The sequence below is a fragment of the Microbulbifer maximicatervae (SeqCode) genome (assembly GCF_052467305.1).
The window spans coordinates 4,829,556-4,851,722 of sequence record NZ_CP174306.1; the positions used below are offsets into that span (position 1 = coordinate 4,829,556).

Annotated in this window: 18 protein-coding genes; 6 read left to right on the forward strand and 12 right to left on the reverse strand. The window is 51.0% G+C overall.

Annotated elements, in window-relative coordinates; translation table 11 throughout:
* Positions 1-2: 2 nt before the first annotated feature.
* Positions 3-1,628: a M28 family metallopeptidase gene (locus tag ACJJI4_RS21110; RefSeq protein ID WP_444926363.1), complete on the forward strand. Its 1,626-nt coding sequence runs from the start codon at positions 3-5 to the stop codon at positions 1,626-1,628.
* Positions 1,629-1,682: 54 nt separating this feature from the next.
* Here ACJJI4_RS21110 and ACJJI4_RS21115 read toward each other — a convergent pair whose 3' ends face one another.
* Positions 1,683-2,561 (reverse strand): LysR family transcriptional regulator, encoded by an 879-nt coding sequence (locus ACJJI4_RS21115; protein ID WP_444926364.1) that lies wholly within the window; start codon positions 2,559-2,561, stop codon positions 1,683-1,685.
* Between the two features lie 124 nt (positions 2,562-2,685).
* Here ACJJI4_RS21115 and ACJJI4_RS21120 point away from each other — a divergent pair, with 124 nt between their 5' ends.
* Both ACJJI4_RS21120 and ACJJI4_RS21125 read left to right on the forward strand, forming a co-directional pair.
* Positions 2,686-3,462, forward strand: a complete 777-nt coding sequence (locus ACJJI4_RS21120) for a ferredoxin--NADP reductase (RefSeq protein WP_282930466.1) — start codon at positions 2,686-2,688, stop codon at positions 3,460-3,462.
* Between the two features lie 140 nt (positions 3,463-3,602).
* Entirely contained in the window at positions 3,603-4,166 is a 564-nt protein-coding gene (locus tag ACJJI4_RS21125; protein ID WP_444926365.1) for a lipocalin family protein, read from the forward strand.
* Here the strand turns inward: ACJJI4_RS21125 and ACJJI4_RS21130 are convergent.
* The 11 genes from ACJJI4_RS21130 to ACJJI4_RS21180 all read right to left on the reverse strand — a co-directional run bounded on the left by ACJJI4_RS21130 (position 4,155) and on the right by ACJJI4_RS21180 (position 18,563).
* Positions 4,155-5,846 (reverse strand): hypothetical protein, encoded by a 1,692-nt coding sequence (locus tag ACJJI4_RS21130; protein ID WP_444926366.1) that lies wholly within the window; start codon positions 5,844-5,846, stop codon positions 4,155-4,157. The genes ACJJI4_RS21125 and ACJJI4_RS21130 overlap by 12 nt on opposite strands.
* The gene (locus tag ACJJI4_RS21135) at positions 5,843-8,071 is read right to left on the reverse strand and encodes a hypothetical protein (RefSeq protein ID WP_444926367.1); all 2,229 of its coding nucleotides are present in this window, start codon (positions 8,069-8,071) and stop codon (positions 5,843-5,845) included. The genes ACJJI4_RS21130 and ACJJI4_RS21135 overlap by 4 nt, the downstream gene beginning before the upstream one ends.
* The gene (locus ACJJI4_RS21140) at positions 8,064-9,269 is read right to left on the reverse strand and encodes a BatA domain-containing protein (protein WP_444926368.1); all 1,206 of its coding nucleotides are present in this window, start codon (positions 9,267-9,269) and stop codon (positions 8,064-8,066) included. Before ACJJI4_RS21140 ends, ACJJI4_RS21135 begins: the two co-directional genes overlap by 8 nt.
* 1 nt (position 9,270) lies before the next feature.
* On the reverse strand, positions 9,271-10,173 hold the full coding sequence (locus ACJJI4_RS21145; protein WP_444926369.1) for a DUF58 domain-containing protein: 903 nt from the start codon (positions 10,171-10,173) through the stop codon (positions 9,271-9,273).
* Between the two features lie 5 nt (positions 10,174-10,178).
* Entirely contained in the window at positions 10,179-11,177 is a 999-nt protein-coding gene (locus ACJJI4_RS21150) for an AAA family ATPase (RefSeq protein WP_444891654.1), read from the reverse strand.
* Between the two features lie 2 nt (positions 11,178-11,179).
* Complete coding sequence (locus tag ACJJI4_RS21155) at positions 11,180-11,905, reverse strand: DUF4159 domain-containing protein (RefSeq protein ID WP_444915070.1); 726 nt, start codon at positions 11,903-11,905, stop codon at positions 11,180-11,182.
* Positions 11,906-12,119: 214 nt separating this feature from the next.
* Complete coding sequence (locus ACJJI4_RS21160; protein WP_444891653.1) at positions 12,120-13,751, reverse strand: TldD/PmbA family protein; 1,632 nt, start codon at positions 13,749-13,751, stop codon at positions 12,120-12,122.
* A gap of 27 nt (positions 13,752-13,778) precedes the next feature.
* On the reverse strand, positions 13,779-15,110 hold the full coding sequence (locus ACJJI4_RS21165; protein ID WP_444926370.1) for a TldD/PmbA family protein: 1,332 nt from the start codon (positions 15,108-15,110) through the stop codon (positions 13,779-13,781).
* 35 nt (positions 15,111-15,145) lie between these two features.
* Positions 15,146-16,777 (reverse strand): TldD/PmbA family protein, encoded by a 1,632-nt coding sequence (locus ACJJI4_RS21170; RefSeq protein WP_444926371.1) that lies wholly within the window; start codon positions 16,775-16,777, stop codon positions 15,146-15,148.
* 198 nt (positions 16,778-16,975) lie between these two features.
* Positions 16,976-18,388, reverse strand: coding sequence for a nicotinate phosphoribosyltransferase (locus ACJJI4_RS21175; RefSeq protein ID WP_444926372.1), 1,413 nt, complete (start codon positions 18,386-18,388; stop codon positions 16,976-16,978).
* Between the two features lie 37 nt (positions 18,389-18,425).
* Entirely contained in the window at positions 18,426-18,563 is a 138-nt protein-coding gene (locus tag ACJJI4_RS21180; protein ID WP_282930454.1) for a hypothetical protein, read from the reverse strand.
* A gap of 559 nt (positions 18,564-19,122) precedes the next feature.
* Between ACJJI4_RS21180 and ACJJI4_RS21185 the strand changes: the two genes are divergently transcribed.
* Genes ACJJI4_RS21185 through ACJJI4_RS21195 form a run of 3 tightly spaced genes read left to right on the forward strand, consistent with a single transcriptional unit; the run spans position 19,123 to position 22,148 of the window.
* Positions 19,123-19,785, forward strand: a complete 663-nt coding sequence (locus ACJJI4_RS21185; RefSeq protein WP_444926373.1) for a PspA/IM30 family protein — start codon at positions 19,123-19,125, stop codon at positions 19,783-19,785.
* The gene (locus ACJJI4_RS21190) at positions 19,785-20,438 is read left to right on the forward strand and encodes a YqiJ family protein (RefSeq protein ID WP_444926374.1); all 654 of its coding nucleotides are present in this window, start codon (positions 19,785-19,787) and stop codon (positions 20,436-20,438) included. The genes ACJJI4_RS21185 and ACJJI4_RS21190 overlap by 1 nt, the downstream gene beginning before the upstream one ends.
* The gene (locus ACJJI4_RS21195) at positions 20,439-22,148 is read left to right on the forward strand and encodes a flotillin family protein (protein ID WP_444926375.1); all 1,710 of its coding nucleotides are present in this window, start codon (positions 20,439-20,441) and stop codon (positions 22,146-22,148) included.
* Positions 22,149-22,167: the final 19 nt, after the last annotated feature.

Here is a 22,167-nt window from a genome sequence, read left to right on the forward strand (position 1 = left end):
CCATGAGAGTTAAAAGTCTATTGGGTGCCCTGGCTATGGCACTATTGGTGGCTTGTACCACCTCCAGCATTAACAGCACTGGCCCCATTGCAGATAGTGATTACATCCGTAGAGATATCAATTTCCTCGCATCAGCGGAACTAGAGGGTCGCGATACCGGTAGCGAGGGTTATCGCCAAGCGGCACAGTATGTGGCTGGCCAATTTAAAAAGATGGGGCTGATTCCAGCAGGGGAGCAAGGTTACTTCCAGGAAGTGCCTTTTCGCAGTGCCAGTTGGGATGGGAGTGATCCTGAATTTGTCTTAGAGGGCCAGAACGATGAAATCGCCATGCAATTTGGCGAGGACTTTCTAGCATCGCCCTCCGCACTGAGTGAGCGCTCGCAGATCAATGCCGAGTTGGTATTTGTCGGTTACGGTATTGAGGCTCCGGATTTTGGCATTAATGACTATCACGGCCTGGATGTACAGGGAAAGATTGTCGTTGTGTTAGCAGGCCGGCCGCAGAGCTTGCCCAGTGAAGTGGGGGCTCACCACTCCTCTCCTCGCACCAAACGCCAGGTTGCCGCAATACATGGCGCTGTGGGTTTTGTTCGCCTGTATACGCCTGAGCGGGAGAAACGCCGCCCATTTGACTACTATGCGAAGCACCGTTTTGACGACACTTTTGACTGGGTGAAAAAGACTGGTATGCCCGGTAGTGCAATCCCGGGGATGCACCCGGGAGTTATGTTGAGCATCACTGCAGGCGGCAAGCTGTTTGATGGCGCTGAGCGCAGTCTTGAAAGTATTTTTGCCGATATCGAGCAAGGAAAAACTCCAGAAGGCTTCCCCCTTAGTTACCGTGCAAAAATGAGCAGCAGCTCTAACCACAAGCGCGTAACCAGCCCGAATGTAGTGGCCGTTTTACCGGGAAGTGATCCACTCCTGAAAGATGAATATGTTGTTTTTTCCGCACACCTGGATCATGTTGGAAAGAAAGAGGACGGCGAGATTTACTACGGAGCCCAGGATAACGCTGCCGGTATCGCGGTGATGTTGGAAACCGCACGTCTTTTTGTTGAATCTGGGCAAAATCCTCGAAGATCACTGCTGTTCGTTGCTGTTACCGCAGAGGAAAAAGGTTTGCTGGGATCGGATTATTTTGCCGAGTACCCCACGGTGCCACTGGAATCGATCGTAGCCAATATCAACCTTGATATGCCCATGCTGCTCTATCCATTCCGCGATATTATTGCTTTCGGTGCTGAACATTCATCTTTGGGGCGAGTTGCGGAGGAGGCTGCAAACCGTTCCGGGCTTAAACTCAGTCCCGATCCTATGCCGGAGGAAGTTATCTTCGTGCGCAGTGACCACTACAATTTTGTCCGTCGCGGAGTGCCCTCAATCTACTTGATTACCGGAAGGGAGGCAAAAGACCCCAGTGTGGATGGTACTGCTGCACAGATGGCTTTCTTCCGCGAGCGCTACCACAAGCCAGGGGATGCTGCGGACGAGCAGATTAATTATGAGGCGGCTGAGCAATTTACCAAGGTAAATTACCTGATTGCCCGGCAAGTTGCCGATGCCGACAGTCAACCATATTGGTACGACGGTGATTTCTTTGGAAGTCTATTTTCAAGGAAATAGTTGAAGACCGCGAGGTAGCTCTATTGCTGGAAAAGCCGTCTCCGAGATGGCTTTTTATATTTGTTGGCAAAGTTCTAGCCAACGCTTAATGCCCGCACTACGGTATTTTTGCCGGTGTAACACAAAGTAAAACTCTCTATGTAAGTCACGGTGGGGTACAGACAGCTCCACTAGTGAGGCTCTCTTTAACGCATCAGCCAATGAAACCCGGGAAAGACAGCTGATTCCCAGCCCCGCTTCCACGGCTCGCTTGATCGCTTCTGTATGCTGCAATTCCAATAGGATATGTAGTTGTGGCAATAGCCCTGCCATGGCTCTTTCGAACGTTTGTCGGGTGCCAGAGCCGGACTCACGAGTGAGCCAGGTCGCTCGGAGAAGATCCTTGTCTGTCAGTCGTTTGCGCTTCGCTAAAGGATGATTTGGCGCACAGAAAACAACCAGCTCATCATGGCGCCAGGGGATGATTTCCAGATCCGGGTGGTTGATCTCTCCCTCGATTAATCCCAGATCCAATTCAAAATTGAGTACCCTCTCGGCAATCGCTGCGGTATTGGCAACTTCAAGTTGTACCTGAGTGCCGGGTTGCTCTTCCATATAACGAGCCATCACACTGGCTGCGAGGTAGTTGCCAATAGTTAGGGTGGCGCCGATCTTCAGGCTTCCCAGTTCCCGGTGAGTGGCCAGTGTCTGCTCAAGTTCCTGGGCTCGCTCCAGGAGTTCTTCCGCCCTTGGCCACAATTGCCGTCCCAGTTCATTGAGACGCAATCGCTTACCGGTGCGCTCGAACAGGCGCAACTCAAACTGCTGTTCAAACTCTTTCAGCGCTGTGGAGGCTGCGGACTGGGACATACTCAGGCTCTCCGCAGCACGACTGACATTCTCGTGATGGGCACAGGCAAGGAACACCTCTAACTGGCGGAGCGTGTAGCGCAAGGGGATATCTCCAGTTGATCGTTAAAATAGATAAGGAATATCGAAATATCCCACTTTGCCAATAGATCTTCTAGGGCTAAAATTCAACTATCAAGAGACTCGTGGAATAACCGGTTTTAAGTTTATGTCCAAATTGAATATAGAGAAGGTGTTGGAAGTCCATCACTGGAACGACACACTGTTTAGCTTCAAGACCACCCGGGATTCGGGTTTTCGCTTTGAGAACGGACATTTCACGATGATCGGTTTGCAGCAGGACAATGGCCGTCCGCTGCTGCGCGCCTACTCTATTGCCAGTGCCAACTACGAAGACGAGTTGGAATTCTTCAGTATCAAGGTTCCCGACGGCCCCCTGACCTCCCGCCTGCAGAAGATTGTGCCGGGCGATGAGATCTACGTGAGCCAAAAACCCACCGGTACTCTGGTGGCGGACCACCTGCTGCCGGGCAAACGCCTGTGGTTGCTGTCCACGGGTACTGGCTTGGCACCTTTCATGAGCATCATCAAAGATCCCACGGTCTACGAGCGTTTTGACCAGGTAATCCTTACTCACGGTGTTCGCTATGTTTCTGAGCTGGCTTACCAGGAGCAGATCGAGAACGAATTGCCGGAACACGAGTACTTTGGCGAGATGGTACGCGAGCAACTGCTTTACTACCCAACCGTGACCCGTGAGCCCTATCGGAATACTGGCCGCCTGACTGATCTCATGCTGTCCGGAAAGCTTTTCACCGATCTGGGTGTGCCCAAGCCGAGTGTTGAGGAAGATCGCTTTATGCTGTGCGGCAGCCCGGCAATGCTGAAGGATCTCACCAATATCCTCGATGACTGGGGATTCAAGGAGACCCGCGCAGGTGTACCTCACGAGTATGTGATTGAGCGCGCTTTCGTTGAAAAATAAGTTGGTCAGTCCAGCGATAAAAAAACCACCCTCGCGGTGGTTTTTTTATGGGTGAAATACAGATTCCCGAAACTATCCTGATCTTGTGAAACCCCTGCCTTCTATTCTGACTTGAGGGGGAGCTTGCTGGGAGTGGCTAGATGAAGCTGTTTTCACTGGGTGTATTACTGCTTTCCTTTTTCTGGCTGGGTGCCTGTACACGGGTGCCGGAGGGGGTTGAGCCTGTCCAAAACTTCCAGCTACAGCGATATTTAGGTCACTGGTATGAGATTGCTCGATTGGATCACTCATTCGAGCGCGGCCTGACCCAGGTAACCGCCGACTACAGTCTCAACCATGATGGTTCTGTCGCGGTGATCAATACCGGCTATTCAAAAGCGCGTGATGCCTGGCAAATGGCGGAGGGGAGGGCCGAGTTTGTCGGCCCGAAAAATGTGGGCCATTTGAAAGTCTCTTTTCTTGGCCCCTTCTACTCATCCTATATCGTGATTGCTTTATCGGATGACTACCAATATGCGATGGTATCCGGCTACGATAAATCCTATCTGTGGATATTGTCCCGCACCCCAACCATGCCCAAGGATGTATTAGAGCAGTTTTTGCAGAAGGCCAAAGCTTTGGGGTATCCCGTCGACCAGATGATATTTCCCAAGCAAGAGGCTAAGCCCGGAAATAAGCCCTCGGTGCAGCCCTCAGGGTCGTGATCTGTTCAAAAGCCTGCGTTCCCGCCACCAGCTTATACACACTAGTAACAGCAATATAAGGGCCGGCCATTGGCGCCCCAACAAAACCCTGTTTGCCTGATTATTTGCTTCTGGCCCCAAACGTGCGGCAGCCATTAGTTGGGTTTCCCTGGCATTCAGGGACTGCTGCCATAGAGGCCAGTCCTCTTTGGCAAAGATATAGAAGTCTAGTACCGACTCCCCTTCCAATTCAGTCCAAAGCTGGTGCCAACCTGAATTTTGGGGCCAGAAGCTGTAGCACTGACCCTGGGAACTTCTGCTTGCGGCGATTCCTCTGGTAGAGCGGGAGCTATCTTGAAACTCTGATAAGAATGGACTCTGATCAGAAAAAAGTGGGCTGCATAGGGTGATGCGTTCTTGTGTACGCGGTAACTCATTGGAGAGGATTACTGGCTGCTGACTACCCAAATGCTTGAGTTGGTAATCAATAATGGACTTCCACAGGCTGGCGAATTCAGTAGTAAAGCCACTGGTTAGCCAGCGATGGCTGTCACTAAATAGGATAAACCCCAGGTGTTGTGTCTCAGTCGAACGCCCCCAGAAATGTGGGGACTCTCCATTGCCCAGTAAAAAGTCGTAGGAGCCGGGCTGTGTGACTTTGAAGCCAAGATTACGCAGTGGGGGAATCTCTGGATTGTCCGCTTTTTGGTAGCCAAAGCCGGAATGTAAGTGGGTGGCTTCTTCCTTTTGTAGAGGCATGGATTGGGCAGCAGCGTACTGGAGAAACTCTTCAGAGTTATCGCTAGTGACTAACCACAACAGTGACTTTGTAGTGGCCAGCTCGTTGAGCTGACGCTTTTGCAGAGCAGAAAATTGTGGCCACAAACTGCTGTCGAGTATCACTAAATCGAAGGGACTTTCATTCGTGAATAAATCTGCAGACCCGGTAAGTGGAAGGCCGTTGAGAGTTTCTTTTCTTATGATTTCAGGTGCCAACTGGGTCATCACTTGTGCTGTTACACCGGATTGGCGCAGCCAGCGAGAGAGGGCTGCCGTCTCAAAAGAGGGACGTGCCAGCCACAGTAATAATTTGGGTTGGAGCGGTTCTCGCACCAGGATGGGCAAAGGATCTGTATGGGTTTCGCCGGCTTCGCTTTCCGTCCGTACCCGGTATAGCTGGGGGCCCGCGAGTTTTGGAGTAGCAGTGAGTCGTGCCTGAATTGCTTCTCCCACTTTCAGCTCAAGACTGTCTTCAATATGGCCGTAGGGATTGAGCAGACTAATTTGTAGGTTTTCAGTCAGTGGCTGGTTGTTGTGAACCTTTAATTTTAAAGAATCACCCAAGGTAATTCGCCGCTGCCAGTCGAATTCCCAGCCGCTATCAGATTCCTGGATATTCGATAGCTCCAGGCGCACTGGTGCCAGGTCCCGAAGTTTGTCGCGGCCGAGTGGCTCCCCATTGAGAGAGATATATTCCACACCATTGAGATTTATTGGATGTGAGCTCGCCAGCTGTTTGCTGTCGATAGAGATATTGCGCTCGGTGGGAATGATTGCCGGCGGCTGCCAGAGCATCCAGGCACTCAACCAAATCGCCAGTTGCAGGCCATAGTCGAACGGCTTGGCACCTCGGCGGTGCAATAGTACGAGTGATGCTAAGCAGGCCAACAGGCACAGGCCGGGTATCAAGAAATCAATCACAATGACTTCTCCCCTTGCTGATGTAGCCAACGGCTGAAATGGCCGTCGGCCTCAGTTTGCAAAGGCAGTGAGGGCGCAGATTCCGGTGCTGGCAGTAGCTGATAGAGCAGCTGATTCAGGGAGTTTGTGCAATCAATGTAATTCGGTTGCTGGTGGCGCTGCTGGTATAAACGCAGCTGTTTGGATAGCTCCAGGCCGAGATCCAGTGATTGCTCTGTGGCTAGCTCATTTATCTGCACCAGCAGATCGGTATCGAGTTCGGCGCCAGCATCTACCTGGGCCATTAGGGCGAGTACCTGTGCTCTTTGTTTTTGTTCAAATGCACTGTCGACAGTTTCTGGCGCTACGTCTTCCCGTTCACCGCTAAGCCGGCGGCTTTCGTCTATGGGGGGCGCCTCGAACCCGATTCTCTGTAAGTAAATACGCGAAGCCTGCTGTACTTCCTTGATAAAGCGCAGAGCCCGGTGCTGATGGGGCAGGGAGGCCTGGGGCTCTATAACCGACAGGTCGCGCCAGGAACTCCACATGGCATTCAGCGCGTTGCGCAGTAGCTCCTTGGTCTGGGGGTCGAACAGGGTGGCATGTTCAGAGCTGTCATGCTGATGCCCGGCGGAAGCGACTATGCGTGCTGCCTGTTGGAAGTGGGAATCCCGCTGTACGAAGGGAGTCGCATTTTCTTCGCCATGTGCCTGGTGCTCACCTTGTTCTGTATGATCGTGGCTATGGCCGTGTTCGGACTCCTCTTCATCATCGTGCTCCTCGGTCTCTGCGCCAGAATGCTCCGCTTCCGAATCCTCTTCGCCGAGAAAGCGGCCGTAGCGCATGCGCAGCAAATTCTGTTCATAGGCTAAACCCTCGGAGCGTTTGCGAAATGCCTCCGGATGCAGCTGTTCTCGCTCGGATAGCAGGGCCTCGGTATCAATAATCAGCTGGCGTTGGCTGCGGAAGTACTCCGGCAATATTTTAATCGCCATACCCTCGCTGTCGCTCAGCCCGAAAATCTCTTCTTGCGGCCAGCGCAAGATAAAGTGTTGGCTCTTGGCAACGTTGGCGCTGGGCTCGCGGTTATCCCTGGCTTCCAGATACCAGTAGAGTTCATCTCCCGCTTCCATGGAAAACTGGTGGATGGGCAGGATGAAATCGTAGCGAGCTGCTTTCTTATCTTCCGAGGGGCTTGTTGATAAAGCAGTGGATTGCAAACTGGTGAGTGGAATACGCTCTTCGCGAAAGCGTAAATTTTCCCCGGTGCCGCTGGCGAGGGTGACCAATAAATCTGCAGAACTCACCTGGTAATCATCACTAATTATTACTTTCACGGGAATACCTTGGATGCTCCCTTGAATGGTATCGACGCGCAGGCTGGGTGCCTCAAAGGTAAACTCCGGGGCACTGTCTTTATGCACCCGAATATTATGGATTTCCGACAAAAGTATTTGGCTCTCCGCGAATTGCACTGAAAGCTGGTAAAAGTCTGCCTTAGCGATAGTGCGTTGTAATTGCCATTTTTTACTGGGTAGATTACCTAGCGGAGAAAAGGCGAAGCGCTCAGTTTCGGCCAACATTTCCAGCCCTTGCACCGGCTGATTTAATTCGAGTTGCCACTGGACCGCAGACTGTTCCGGCACATCGATTTGTAGGGATTGGTTGTTGGCTGTGAGCCCAGTGTAGGCGGGCGGCTGAATATGGGTTGCCGCGCGTGTTATGGCGAGCTTATCGGCAACGGGAATAGCTGTATTTTGTTGCGTGGTCTCAGTTTTATCCACGGTGAAGTGAGAATCGCCCAGTACAAATAACAATAGTCCCAGGCAGGCACCGAATGCATTTGTCAGGGTACTGCGGAGTTTTTTTGGACCGAAAGACGACCGGTCGCCACTTTCCAGCAGTTGTTGCAGCGCTGTTTCGATACGCGTGCGCTGTAATTGCTGCAATGGACTTAGGTTGGTTTTCTGTTGGCTAAGCAACTGGCTGCTGTCTTGCAGCTGTGGATATTGTCCATCCAACTGTCGACATAGGTTTTCAGGGCTTGGGCGCCAGCTGCGATCCAATAGAATTGCTACAACAATAATTCCGAGCCAGGCGAGCAATAGCCACTGTGGCCAGCCGAATACAAAAATGCCCAAGCTAGCCAGAAGGCTGAGGCCAGTGGCAAGCCAGAGATAGGGCCGCAGGGCTGTCAGTTGCCAGCGCCTGCGCACAGCGTTAAGGGTGGACTGGTGCTTATGCATGGTCGGCCTCCCCGTTACTATCGGTTGCCATGATGGCTGGGGGGCGAGATAGGGCAATTAGGCGTTCAAAGGCCAGAAGTAACAGTAGGGCGATAATTAACCAGGGTTGCAGTTGTTCAGTACGACGGTTTTCCACCTCGCTGTCTTCTACAGGAAGGCCTGCCACTGCTTTATTGGCAGACCAGTGGCCACGATTTTGGTGTTGCAGAGCCCAGTCTTGCCCAGACCACTGCTGCCATAAGCGTTCAGGTAAATCCGAGCGGCGATAAAAGGCCTCGCTATACCAGTCACTTTCGTAGCGCAGCCAACTTCCCCGTCCCACTGAGGCCGCCTGAGCTGACTGGCTGTTATCCACAGCAACGAAGTTGAGATTATCGGCAGGGGGGATGCTGTTGTCGGTGATTAACAGGCTGCCATCTGAAACAAATTCCAGCACGGCTTGTGGCAGGGGAGCGGGGCCCGTGTAGATCAACCAATCTGCCTGCTCGGCATTGGGTGTCTCTTCTTGTTCCTGAATATGCACCGATAGTCCCGGCATATTGCTTTGCCAGTCTTCCAGCACTGGCGCCCACCAGCTGGGTGGTTTGCCCATTAAAGCGATACTCGGTAATACCGGGCTCGGAGCTATGGATGTTTTGTCGAGGCCGTGCCACTGCCAATGGGGACTGACTCTTAGTGCCTGGTGGGATGCTGGAACCCCGTTGTTTATCAACAGGATATGAGCCCTGCGCAAATCCGCCCGGCGTGATAGTACTGATAGAGTTTTCCACAGGTCCACATTTTGTGGTGGGGGTGAGGTTACGGAAGGTGTTTCTGGGGATAACCACAGTACTTTATAACCTTCCCCGACAAGCTGTGGCAGTGAATTGTGGATAAATGTATTCGCTTCGCCCGCCCCAATTCTGGGGTCTACCAGTATCACGCCCTCTTGGGGATAAATTTCCCGTTTAATCAGCGGCTGTGCCAATAAACCTGCCAGCAGTACGACGATTAGCAGGCGCAATAGCAGCAACCACTTGTTATCCACAATAGGGCGGCGCGCGCGACTCTGTGAATATCTTTGTACCCATTGCAGCGCAGCAAAGGAGATCTGCTGTGGATTACTTCGGCGCAGCAAATGAATGGCGATAGGAATAATCAGGGCTGTGAATAGCCATAGCCACTGTGGGGATTGAAATAAGTTATTTATCCACAACATCTCAGCACAACCTGCCGTGCAGTTGAATAAATTGCCGCAGTGACTTTTCCACAGGCTGCTCGATAAGGTCGGTCTGCAGTGAACACTCCTGTGTGGCAAAGCGTGCTTTTAACTCGCTCTGCGCTTGAGCAAAAGCATCCAGGTAAGACTGGCGTTGCCGCTCGGCATCCACTTCTAAAGTAGCGGGAGTACTGGCGCTTACTTCTGGATTGAGCAGCTTTAGCTCTCCGCCAAAAGGAAAAGTCTGTTCTGCCTCAATTAACAATTGCAGTGGCAGGCAGGGGCGGCCGGCGGCATGCAGGCGTGCGGCAAAATCGCCGATCTCATTACCCTGTTCAAAAAAATCACTCAGTAACACTACCTGACAGGGCCGCTCAAAGTATTGCCACAGTGGCGCCAGTTGAGTGTGATCTGGCCAGTGGTCGCTGGCGTCGAGTTGTTGTAGCTGAAGAGCGATTTGACGCTGGTGGCTCTCGCCCTGGCCTTCGGGCACATAAACCGTCCGACGGCTGTTAAACGCCAATAGGGAATAGCTGTCTCCCTGGGCGTTGAGCAGCCAGCATAGGCTGGCAATCCAGCACTTGGCGTAATGCAGTTTATTCAGGCTGGGCTCGACAAAGCTTGCCTGGCTCAGGGAGGCGCTGCTATCGAGCACAAAGCACACGTGCATACGGCTCTCCTGCTCGGTCTCGCGCACATAGTAGCGATCACTGCGGGCAAACAGTTTCCAGTCGATATGGCGGATGGAATCACCCGCTTGATAGCCTCGGTATTGATGAAATTCCAGGCCGGTTCCACGGCGCTGGCTGTGTTGCACACCGAGCATTACGCCCTCGGCGACATGCCGCGACAGCCACACCAGATCGCGACAACTGGCCAGGGTTTTGGGGGACAGGTATTCCACGCTGATCAGTCCCGGCCCGGTTCCGGCACCGCCGTCAGTAATTCATCAATCAGTTGTGGCATCTGCACGCCATCGGCCTGGGCCTGGAAGCTGAGCAACACCCGGTGGCGCAGCACTGGCAGTAACAAGCTGCGGATATCCTCGCGGGTGACGGCGAGGCGTCGTTGCAAAAGGGCCCGTGCCTTGGCGGCGAGAATCAGAGCCTGCCCCGCGCGAGGGCCGGCGCCCCACTTGATCCACTGTTGCAGGGTATCGCTGCCGCTGGTTTCCATACGGGTAGCGCGCACTAGTGCCGCCACGTAGCGGTACAAATCGTCGCTTACATGAATTTCCCGCACCAGTTTCTGCATTTCGCGCAATTGCTCCGCATCCAGGCTGGGGCTGGGTTTGACCCTGCTGGCACCGGTGGTGGAGCGCAGGATTTCAACTTCATCCCGCTCATCGGGATAGTCGATATGAATATTTAACAGGAAGCGGTCCAGTTGAGCTTCTGGCAGGGGATAGGTGCCAGCCTGTTCGATGGGATTTTGTGTGGCCAGTACGAAATAGGGATCGGGCAATTTCAGTGTTTTACCGCCCACGGTTACTGAGCCTTCCTGCATGGACTCCAATAGGGCTGCCTGGGTTTTCGGCGGTGTGCGGTTAATTTCATCGGCGAGCAGGATATTGGTGAAAACCGGGCCCTGCTGGAATTTAAAAAAGCGCTTGCCTGTGCTGTGATCCTCTTCGAGAATCTCACTGCCGAGAATATCTCCGGGCATTAAATCCGGGGTGAACTGTACCCGCTTAAAATCCAGCGCACTGGCATCGGCGAGGGTTTTTACCAGCAGGGTTTTACCCAGCCCCGGCACCCCTTCGAGTAGGGCGTGGCCGCCGGCCAACAGACAGATCAGCATCTGTTCCACTACGGGTTTTTGGCCGACAATCACCCGCGCAATTTCCTGTTGAAGATTGTCGAGGCTGTGCAGTTGTTCTTCGATACTATTTTCCAGGGTGGTCAGCATAATCAGCTCGTCAGTGCGTAAATAACAATGTTCACCGCAAATTTTGTGTTATCGATGGCGAGCCAGCGTTTGTTGCGGTAGTCGTAGTCCCATTCGCAGCCGAAATCTTTGTTGCTGTAGAGCACGGCGATACGGCCGTTAACAATAATGGCTTTCAGGTAGTCATGTACCAGATCATCACCCCAGCCATTTAATTCAAAGCTGGTTACCGGCAGTTCATCGAATTGAAAGAAACAGCGGTAGAGGTCGTGATCGTCTGGGAGCTTTTGCAGGCAGTCTTCGCCAAACAGCTCGGCCATTTGTGCTTCGAAGGATTTGGCAAAGAGACCGTCGATATCGTGGTTGCAGTCGTCGACAAATACAAAGCCACCGCGATTGACGTAATCGCGAAAATTCTTTGCCTCTTCCGTGGTGAACTGCACCAGCTTGTGTCCGGCCAGGTAGCAGAAAGGCGCCAGCAGCATTTTCTTATCGGCCAGCGGCACTATGTGCTCTTTGGGATCAACCCTGAGATTGGTGTATTCCACCAGTGAATTGAGCAGGTTGGAGGGCATGCGCTGATCCACATCCCAGTCACCGGATTCGTACATCAAGCGGGTGAAATAAAAATCGTAGTGCTCCTGTGCACTACCCGGTGCTGTATTTTGTGCGCGTGTGCCCAGAGGCAGCGCTGCGGCGCAGCTACCCAGGATCAGGCGCTGAAGAAAAGCCTTGCGGGTGAGGGACACGGGATAACTCTGTTACTGCGTTGGTTTTTATTGTTGAGAGCAAAGGAAAGAAAGTGCTCCGTTCGAGACACGCTGTAAATACATCCCTGTACGCTCGTAATCGGCATCCATGCCTCATACGGTCTCGAACGGAGCACCTTCTTTCCTTCTACCCATTTATTTTCAATACTGGGAGCTGACTGGTTTGCTGGCCAGCTCCCGTGTGGATCAGTGGTTAGCCCAGCTTGCGCTTGGTATTGATCACATTGATACCGTCGAAGCGTGCTGTGGAACTACCGTGGGACACGGCACTGGTTTGCATCGGCTGTCCCTTACCGTCAAAGAAGGAACCACCCAGACGATAATCATCTTTGCCGCAGACCTGCGAACAGGCATTCCAGAATTCCTGGGTGTTGGACTGGTAGGCGACATCCTCCACCATGCCGGTAATCTTGCCGTCTTCAATCTCGTAGAACAGTTGTCCACCAAACTGGAAGTTGTAGCGCTGCTGATCGATGGAGAAGGAACCGGCACCCACAATATAAATGCCTTTCTCCACATCCTTGATCATATCGTCGACGCTCAGCTCCTCCTTGCCAGGCAACAGCGAAACGTTGGACATGCGCTGGAATTGCACGCTGGACCAGCTGTCGGCGTAGCAGCAGCCGTGGGATTCCTTTTGCCCCAGCATATGTACCTGGTCGCGGGTGGCCTGATAGTTCACCAGCACACCGTCTTTTACCAGATCCCAGTTGCGGGTCTTCACGCCTTCATCGTCGTAGCCGACGGCGCCGAGAGAGCCGGGCTGTACCTTATCGGCAAACAGGTTGACCTTGTCGCTGCCGTATTGGAATTTGCCGCTGCGCCATTTATCGATAGTGGCGAAAGAGGTACCGGCAAAATTGGCCTCGTAGCCGAGCACGCGGTCCAGCTCCAGTGGGTGGCCGACGGATTCGTGGATGGTGAGCCAGAGGTGGCTTGGGTCCAGCACCAGGTCGTACTTGCCCGGTTTGACCGATTTAGCCGTAAGCTTTTCCTTGGCTTGTTGCGCCGCCAGGCGTGCGTCTTCGGCCATATCGTAGGAGTCGCGGTAGAGCACTGTCTGTGCTTGGATCTTGTCTTCGGCGCGGCCATCCAGGTATTCAAAGCCGCGTCCTACCGGCTGGCTGAGGCCCTGGCGGGTACGGAAACCGCCAGTTTTCTTGTCCACTGCGGTGACCGAGAAGGGCGCCCACAAACGGTGAACGTCCTGGTCGATATAGGAGCCGTCGGTAGAGGCAAAATACTTTTGTTCATTCACCAGGTACAACATGGAGTTGATATAGCTGGCGCCGGCATCCATAGCGGACTTGTTCACGTCCATTAACAGGTCCACCTTGTCGGCCAGGGGGATCTGCATAGCGTTTTTCTGGATGGGTGTCTGCCAGCTCACCTCGCCGTGGCCTTTTACCGGAGCCAACTGTACGGGCTCCTGCTGGTACTTGGAGTTGGCCTTGGCGGTAGCTACTGCCTGGCGGGTGGCGCGAGCAACGCCATCGGCTGTCAGGTCATTGGTGGCAGCAAAGCCCCAGGTGCCGTTGGCAATAACCCGAATCCCCATGCCGATAGATTCGGTGTTCACCACGTCCTGCACTTTCATCTCGCGGGTGATCACGTATTGGTTCAGGTAGCGACCAATACGCACATCGGCATAAGTGGCGCCGAGTTTAGTGGCGGTATTCAGGGCGACATCGGCAAATTCTTTTTTTACAGAGAGATCAATACCGCTTTGCGTCAGTTTGCTCTCGGCGACCAGATTGCCGGACAGCGGCAACATGGAAACACCCAGGCCGGCACCGCTGAGCTGGAGAAATTTTCTTCTTTCCATTTCGTTATCCTCGATGGGTGCTGGCTGTTATACGGCGTCGGAAAGGCTGCTGAAGGTGAAGTCGCGCACTTTCAACGCGGGAATCATGGCGGACATGCCCCACATACTCACTCGCTGGGGTACGCCCATATCTTCGATATTGTTGAGCATGATTACCGGACTCTCGTTGAAGCGGAAGTTCTTCACCGGGTATTTGATCTTGCCGTTTTCGATATAGAAGGTGCCGTCGCGTGTGAGGCCGGTTAGGAGCATGGACTGTGGATCGACCAAACGGATATACCAGGTGCGACTTACTAAAATACCTCGACGGGTATTTTTGATCAGTTCTTCGGTGGATTTATCGCCGCCGATCATTATCAGGTTGTTGGGCTCAGGGACCACTTCGCCTTTGCTTTGCTCCGCCCAGTAGCGGCTGCGCGCCAGGTTTTTCACTACCCCGTCTTTCACCCATTCGGTGCGCCCCAGCTGCATAAAATCACCGTCGGTCCAGGGTTGAGCCGGCACATCGAGACTGGTGGGGTCGGAGTAGAAATTTACGCGCTTGTCGAACATCTTCTCGCCGGTACGGTTGCCGCCGCCCTTTTTGCTCATAAAGCTGCGACCTTCGTCGGCACTGCGCGCATCGAAGCCGCTCATCATGTAACCCACCAGGCCGGACACCGCATTGGGCTCCAGGATCACGGTGTACTTGCCCGGTTCCACGGCACGGGCTTCCTGGGACAGGACCGCTTTGTCGATGGCTACAGAGGAGGTGCTGCCGGTATTCATTGCACCGAAATCGGTAACGTCACTTTCGGCCCAACCAGAACCCAGGCCATTCTCGGTGCGCATAGTTACAGTGAAATTGGCAGAGGTAGAAGCGTGGTAGCCGAGCAAGCCTTTACTGGTGGCGACTGCCGCAAAAGAGCGCTGGTCTTCCAGGTAACCTGCGGCAACCACTTTCTTTTCCTTGGCTGCAATAATGGAATCTGCCGCAGCCTTGGCGCGCTGGTCTGGAGTGATATCTGCAGTGGACTTGGCGAAGCCGTCTACGCTGACATATTTCTGCGGTCCCAGCATCGGCATGGCTTCCGGGTTTTCCGGAGATAGCTTGGCCAACTCTTCGGCGCGACGCATCACTTTTTCCAGGGAGGCATCGCTGAATTCATTGATAGTGGCCACACCGGATTTCTTGCCGAAACGGGCCTCTACGGCCAGTTCGATATCGTTGACGATACCACTGGTGGAAACGCTGTTGCGCGCGTAGCGAATATTGCCGGTTTCGCTGCCGGCCAGCTGCGCACTGGCTTCATCGGCGCGGCTGTATTTTAAAACCTTTTCGAGAATACGCTTCGCTTCACTTCTACTCAGAATGGCCATTGCCTTTTCTCCAATTACTTATTCTTGTGCGCCGCTCAGGAAATCTTGCGCTTGGTATTGATTACATTAATTTGGTCAAAACGGGTAGTGGAACAGCCGTGGGATACCGCGTTGAGCTGCATAGGTTGGCCTTTGCCATCGAAGAAGGTGCCGCCCAAGCGGTAATCGCTGCTGTCGCAAATCGCCGAGCAGGAATTCCAGAACTCCTGGGTGTTGGACTGGTAGGCAACGTCCTCTACCTGGCCGATGATCTCGCCGTTTTTGATCTCATAGAATAGCTGCCCGCCGAACTGGAAGTTGTAGCGCTGCTGGTCGATGGAGTAAGAGCCGCGTCCGACAATGTAAATGCCTTTTTCCACATCGCGGATCATGTCTTTGGCTGAGTACTTTTCTTCACCCGCTGCCAGGGAGACATTGGGCATCCGCTGGAATTGCACACTGGACCAGCTATCGCTATAGCTGCAACCGTGAGATTCCTTTTGGTCGATCATATGCACCTGATCGCGGGTAGCCTGGTAGTTCACCAGGATGCCATCTTTTACCAGATCCCAACGCTTGGATTTTACCCCTTCGTCGTCATAGGCCACGGCACCGAGGGAACCCGATTGTACCTTGTCGGCGAACAGGGTGACCTTGTCACTGCCGTACTGGAAGTTGCCACTGCGCCATTTATCTAAGGTGGCGAAGGATGTACCTGCCAAGTTAGCCTCATAGCCGAGCACACGATCCAACTCCAACGGGTGGCCAACGGATTCATGAATAGTGAGGCTCAGATGCGAGGGTTCGAGTATCAGGTCATACTTACCGGGGTCGATAGATTTTACAGTTAGTTTTGCCCGGGCCTGCTCTGCGGCAAGTTCCGCATCCTCGGCCATATCGTAAGTGGCTTTGTAGAGCGTGGTTTGACCGTGAATTTTATCTTTTTCGTGGCCAGCCAGATATTCATAACCTCTACCCACGGGAGCACCGAGGCCATTGCGAGTCTTAAAAGCACCGCTTTTCTTATCGACTGCGGTCACCTGCATGGGCGCCCATAAACGGTGGACATCCTGATCGATATAAGAGCCATCACTGGAGGCAAAGTACTTTTGTTCATTGACCAAATACAGGGAAGATCGGATATAGCTGGCCCCAGCCTTGAGTGCAGCGTTATTAACATCCATTAGGAAATCGACTTTTTCACTAATGGGAACCTGCAGGGCATTCTGTTTGATCGGTGTCTGCCAGGAGACCTCCCCCACGCCTTTTACTGGTGCCAGGAGTACGGGTTCGGTCTGGTATTTCGCATTGGCCTTAGCTACAGCAACTGCTTGGCGTGTGGCAAGGGCGACGCCATCCGCTGTAAGGTCGTTGGTGGCGGCGAAGCCCCAGGTACCATTGGCGATCACACGAATACCAGCGCCAAGGGATTCTGTGTTGACGATATTCTCCACGTTGGTTTCGCGGGTCATAACATACTGGTTTAGATAGCGGCCGATACGTACATCGGTATAACTGGCCCCGGCCTTGCGCGCTGTATTCAGGACTACATCCGCCAGGTGTCTTTTATGGGAGCTGTGCATGCCCTCATTGAGCAGCTGCTCGGCGCTGACCTGAATGCCCTGTAGAGGCAACAAAATACCACTGGAGCCGACGCCGGCGATCTTGAGGAATTTTCTTCTTTCCATTGGCTACCTTTACCCCACGAGAGCGCGAGCACTCTCTGCGGGTACTTATTGTTATTACGACTGACGCTGGAGGCCTTGTGTGCACGGAGGTCAGACTTTGGATACGCACAACTAACAGGACCAACCTAAAGTTGTAAAGTACTCGATCGGTAAAGTGAAGTTTCGTAGGGGTAAGACGTTGTGAGAGTGGAAAGGGATTCAAAGGGCAGCATTTCTTCGAACTTTGTCGAAAGTAATATCCTTAAGCAGGATACCGTTGCGGTAAACGGGCCTCAGCAGGTTAGCCTCCGATTTTAGGTCGCTCTGCGCAATAGTTCGAAGTGCACCATCATCGCCGCGAATCAAGGCAAGGCGGCCACCCTTGGACCTTTTCTCGGGTCCGGTTCTCGGATTCTTAAAAATATCGTACCAACTGCCATTGATACAGATAGCGCTGGCTTTCATTGCAAATCCCATCATATCGCGGTCAACTTTTTGTAGTAATCCTCCGCCCATACCAAAGGTCAGATTTTCAGTGCTTTGATTGTTTTCTTTCATTGCTTGGAGAATTTTCGGGATTACAAAGCGAGTGATACCGTCTCCTTGTATAACGCGAATAAAGGGGGGGAGTAATCGATACCCTTTTTTATTCTTCTGCGAGCCAAATATCCGCATCAACCTTTCTATTGCTTCTATCACGACTTCTTCTGGGTTGCCGGAGTCAGGCCTTATTACTAATGTGCCGCCACTATGAGTAACTCTATCCTTTAATTTTTTTCCCCAGATATTCTCTATAGCATTCCATAAATCGTAGCTATCGCTGACAACAGCCACAGTTTTTCCTTCCCCAGAAAATTGCTCAAGTATATTACGGTAAGCATCTTCCTCATGCTGTTGTCCCCAAGCGATAATTGTGCTGTGTTCAGCGGCGGGAATGGAAGCTCCAGGTACAGCGGCGTTGTAAAATCTTTTTGCGGCTAATATTCCAGATATCGTATCAGTCCCCTTAAAATTAACTAAGTGAGCCATACCTCCCAGCATCGCTGTTTCGAGGCTGCTGGCTCCCCGAGCCCCGAAATCATGTAAACGAAATTCCAGCGTATCCAGATTTTCCGCTGTTTCAAATAAATACTGTGAGATAATTTTCTTTATTTCTCGGCTCTGGGTAGCTACGGTTGATGGATACCAGATGCTCCGTAAAAGTGCAGTTTCAATATAAGTGGTGAGCCAAAAGCATGAAGGGCAGGTATTGATAATCTGAGCTAAAACATTGGTTACTGGAATTACTTGTCCTTCTTCAATCGCTGTAATTTCAAGAGGCATTAAACCATTATGGTCATTTAAAATATGATTCCATCCATCACTGTTAAATGGTAGTCCATGGGGGGGTAAAATATTTTCAGCTTCATCAATGTGATGAGAACTGATGGGGGTACACAGGTACCGCTTGATAAACGCCTGCAAGCCAAAGAATACCGTCGACGTAAATTCTCCACCACGACACTCTACATAACTACTAATATGTGATGTTCCTGGGGGGTACTGCAGATAATGACTAGTTTTATAGCTATCGACATTGAGAATAGGATTTTCCAAGCACTGAAAGGATGAATTAGAACTGGGAGCGTTCATATTTTCAAAACCATAAGTTGGCGTTGATTTTATGTCACTATTTGCCTGCTGTTATAGCGTGTAATTGATTTTTGAATTGTATGCCAACCACAATGTTCAGTTTTACAGCGCTAATAGCTGCTACTTTAGCAAAGCATAAAAGCAAGCGACCCACGTTTAAAAACTTGTCATCCACTCATTTTATCTCCTATTGATTGACCTACTCTATTGGTATGTGTACATTTATATGCATGTGAGGCAAAGGAACGTCATGCTCAATGGACTCCAGTAAATTTCGGCGTGTTTACCGGCGGATGACTATGCCTACCATGGTGTCGATCGATCACAGTAGCGCTGTCACACAAAGTAAAAAATGCGCAAATTGGTTGCTGTAGAGAGAGGTTCGGCAGAGCAAAAAAATCTGCCCGGTCATAACTTTCCTGTGTAGAAGCGTTCCTTCCATTAATGACTTGTTGTTTGGGAAAAGTCATCGCAGTTTACTAATTTGAATGATATTGGAATTGCTCGTAGAGAGTACGGCATTGATATAATTTAGTATTGATTCCAATCCTATTGAGCTACTTATAAAAACTCTGCTGCAGACTCCTAATACTTTGCGGAAAAATTGTCTTACCGTCACAGCAGGAAAGCATAAACAGTATTCATGGTGAGAGATTGGATGCTGTTTCGACATCACTTGAAATTTGTAGCTACTAATAAGGTGGATTCTTCTATTTGGGAGCGGGAGATAAGTTATGAGTGAAGGGTTTATAAAGCGCATATCACGTTTAATCTCTGTGTCCGCCAATGCTGTCGTGGACTCGGTTGAAGCCACTGCACCAGAGTCAGTGATGGAGCAGGCAATTCGGGAGGTGGATGATGCAATTGCAGATGTGCGAGATCAGTTAGGGAAAGCTGAGGCATCCAAGTATCTAAACAGTAGAGCGTTAAGCGATGAAAATGCTCGTCATAAGCGTTTAGCTGAACAAATTGATATTGCTATAAATGAAGGTCGTGATGATTTGGCTGAAGTCGCCATTGCCAAACAAATGGATATTGAGGCGCAACTTCCAATTTTAGAAAAAGCGATCAATGAAAATGAGATAGAAATAAAGGAACTAGGTTCCTATATTCTTGCCCTGCAAGGTAAGAAACGTGAAATGCGTGAGCAATTACAAGAATTTATTGCAGCCAATAAAAAGGTAAGCAATAGAGTTACTGCCGATGAATATAGCAGGGATAGAAAGCCAAAAGCCCAGGTAGAACAAGCTACCGATGCATTTAATCGAGCAGTAGGTAATACAGCTATATCGACATTTGACTCTGGGATAGATACCAGCAAATTAGCAGAGCTTGAGGAGTTCGCGCGAAATAATCGTGTGAAAGAACGTTTAGCCAAGATTAAATCGGGGGGCTGATGATATTTTTATTGCAAGACCAAAACCTGATCTTTACCGGTGCGCTGATTTTAATGTTTATGATAGCGCTTCTTGAAGGCGTCATGACAATGATTGGTGTTGGTATTTCAGATTTACTGGATAATTTATTACCAGATTTTGATGTTGACGTGCCAGATACAGGGTTGTCTGGGGGGATGACTAAGCTGCTTGGGTGGTTGCGTTTCGGTGAAGTTCCTGCACTTATACTGTTAGTAACTTTTCTGGTTAGCTTTGGAGTGACCGGCCTAGTAGCCCAAATGCTCATAGAGTCTCTTGTTGGATATTTATTGCCGGGTGGTTTACTTGCTGTGGCAGTCTTTTTTCTTGCCTTACCTCAAGTACGTTTTGTTGGCAACATTATGCGGCGCTTTGCTGTGGGTGATGAATCCGAGGCAGTTAAGAGAAATTCCTTTATTGGCCGCGTAGCGATTATTACGATCGGTAAAGCAGAAATCGGTTCACCAGCAGAAGCACGTTTTAGTGATGAATACGGAACTACACATTATGTGATGGTGGAACCGGATGAAAGTGAAACATTTAATCAGGGGGAGAAGGTGTTACTGGTTGAAGAGCTGGGAGCACATTTTCGAGTAACACGCCCCAGCAGCATACATCTTATAGAGAATAACTAAATGGAGATACTAGCAGTGATAGGAAATTTTTCGTTTTTATTATTTATTGGCGGTACCATATTAGTGGCCTTGATTGTTAGCGGGGCTATATTTGCACGCCTGTATACCAGAGCCTCGAAAGAGCGCTCATTTGTACGGACCGGTATGGGCGGGCAAAAGGTTATTATGAATGGTGGCGCACCTGTATTTCCGGTTTTGCATGAAATCATTCCGGTAAACATGAACACTTTGCGTCTGGCGGTTTCCCGTAAAGAGCATCAAGCGCTGATTACCAAGGACCGCATGCGTGTTGATGTACTTGCTGAATTTTATCTGCGAGTAAAGCCGGATGTAGATGCGATAGCTAATGCTGCACAGACTTTGGGGCTGCGTACTTTAGACCCCGAAGCGTTAAAGGAAATGATCGAGGGTAAATTTGTTGATGCATTGCGCTCGGTAGCTGCAGAAATGGAAATGGCGGAGCTACATGAGCAGCGCAGCCAGTTTGTACAAAAAGTTCAGCAGGTAGTTTCCGAAGATCTATTAAAAAATGGATTGGAACTCGAGGCTGTATCTTTGACCGGTTTGGATCAAACCCATAAAGAATTCTTCAATCAGGATAATGTGTTTGATGCCGAGGGCCTCGCCAGCATGACCCGCTCTATTGAGGTGCGCCGTAAAGAGGTCAATGATGTAGAACAGGAAACCATGGTGCAGATCGAGAAGAAAAACCTCGAAGCTGAACGCCAGAAATTAGAAATTGAAAAAGAAAAACGTTACGCACGTCTGGAGCAACAGCGCGAGCTGGAAAATCGCGAAGCTGCCCAGAAGGCGGATATTGCCCGTGAACTAGCTGAGCAGGAGCGCGCAGCACGCAAGGCTGAAATTGAAGCCCAGCGCGAAGTGAGCCAATCTCAAATTGCTGCGGAACAGGCAACTAAGTTACTGGAAATCGAGAAAGAGCGTCGCTTGAAAGAGCAAGAGATTGAAGGTGAGCGTATTCTCGATGAGCAGCGTATTTCCAAAGAGAAATCAGTGGAAATTGCCAAGCAGGAACGTGCAATTGCTGTTGCAGAAAAGTCTAAAGAGCAATCTCTTGCGGACCAACAGGCTAACGTAGCTCGAGCTGAAGCAGTAAAAGCCGAAGAGCAAGTTCGCACAGCTCAGGATGTTGAAGTTGCCGAGCGTGATAAGCGCATTGAAATTATTGAAGCTCAAAAAGTAGCGGAACGTCAGGCCACGGGTATTAAAGTAATGGCCGATGCGGAAAAAGCAGCTGCAGAGGATAAGGCCGAAGCATTGCGCTTACAGGCTGCTGCTGAAGCTGAGGCTATTCGTATTAAAGTTGAAGCTGATCGTGAAAAATATGCGGTGGACGCTGAGGGGCAGCGCCTAATGAATGAGGCTTTTAATAGCCTTAATGAGGCCCAGATTGCACTTAAGAAGGTCCTCAGTCTGCACGAAAATCTGCCCAATATTATCCGTGAAAGCGTTAAGCCGATGGAAAGTATTGAGGGAATGAAAATTATCTCTGTTGAGGGCTTAAATGGTATTGATGGTAGAGTAAGCAGCGGAATTTTAGATGGTGATGCTGAATCCAAAGGACAAAGCTTGCCTGAAGCTCTGGTTGGTAGTGCTCTAAAACATCGGGCTATGGCTCCACTGGTAGACTCACTCTTAAAAGAAGCTGGAGTTGGTGACCTGAATAAGACCACTGAGATTGATAGTTAGAGCAACGTACATTTTTTAA

Coding starts and splice junctions, on each gene's coding strand:
- ACJJI4_RS21110 (WP_444926363.1), top strand. CDS start 3: ATGAGAGTTAAAAGTCTATTGGGTGCCCTGGCTATGGCACTATTGGTG.
- ACJJI4_RS21120 (WP_282930466.1), top strand. CDS start 2,686: ATGTCCAAATTGAATATAGAGAAGGTGTTGGAAGTCCATCACTGGAAC.
- ACJJI4_RS21125 (WP_444926365.1), top strand. CDS start 3,603: ATGAAGCTGTTTTCACTGGGTGTATTACTGCTTTCCTTTTTCTGGCTG.
- ACJJI4_RS21135 (WP_444926367.1), bottom strand. CDS start 8,071: ATGCATAAGCACCAGTCCACCCTTAACGCTGTGCGCAGGCGCTGGCAA.
- ACJJI4_RS21140 (WP_444926368.1), bottom strand. CDS start 9,269: ATGTTGTGGATAAATAACTTATTTCAATCCCCACAGTGGCTATGGCTA.
- ACJJI4_RS21150 (WP_444891654.1), bottom strand. CDS start 11,177: ATGCTGACCACCCTGGAAAATAGTATCGAAGAACAACTGCACAGCCTC.
- ACJJI4_RS21160 (WP_444891653.1), bottom strand. CDS start 13,751: ATGGAAAGAAGAAAATTTCTCCAGCTCAGCGGTGCCGGCCTGGGTGTT.
- ACJJI4_RS21165 (WP_444926370.1), bottom strand. CDS start 15,110: ATGGCCATTCTGAGTAGAAGTGAAGCGAAGCGTATTCTCGAAAAGGTT.
- ACJJI4_RS21170 (WP_444926371.1), bottom strand. CDS start 16,777: ATGGAAAGAAGAAAATTCCTCAAGATCGCCGGCGTCGGCTCCAGTGGT.
- ACJJI4_RS21175 (WP_444926372.1), bottom strand. CDS start 18,388: ATGAACGCTCCCAGTTCTAATTCATCCTTTCAGTGCTTGGAAAATCCT.
- ACJJI4_RS21185 (WP_444926373.1), top strand. CDS start 19,123: ATGAGTGAAGGGTTTATAAAGCGCATATCACGTTTAATCTCTGTGTCC.
- ACJJI4_RS21190 (WP_444926374.1), top strand. CDS start 19,785: ATGATATTTTTATTGCAAGACCAAAACCTGATCTTTACCGGTGCGCTG.
- ACJJI4_RS21195 (WP_444926375.1), top strand. CDS start 20,439: ATGGAGATACTAGCAGTGATAGGAAATTTTTCGTTTTTATTATTTATT.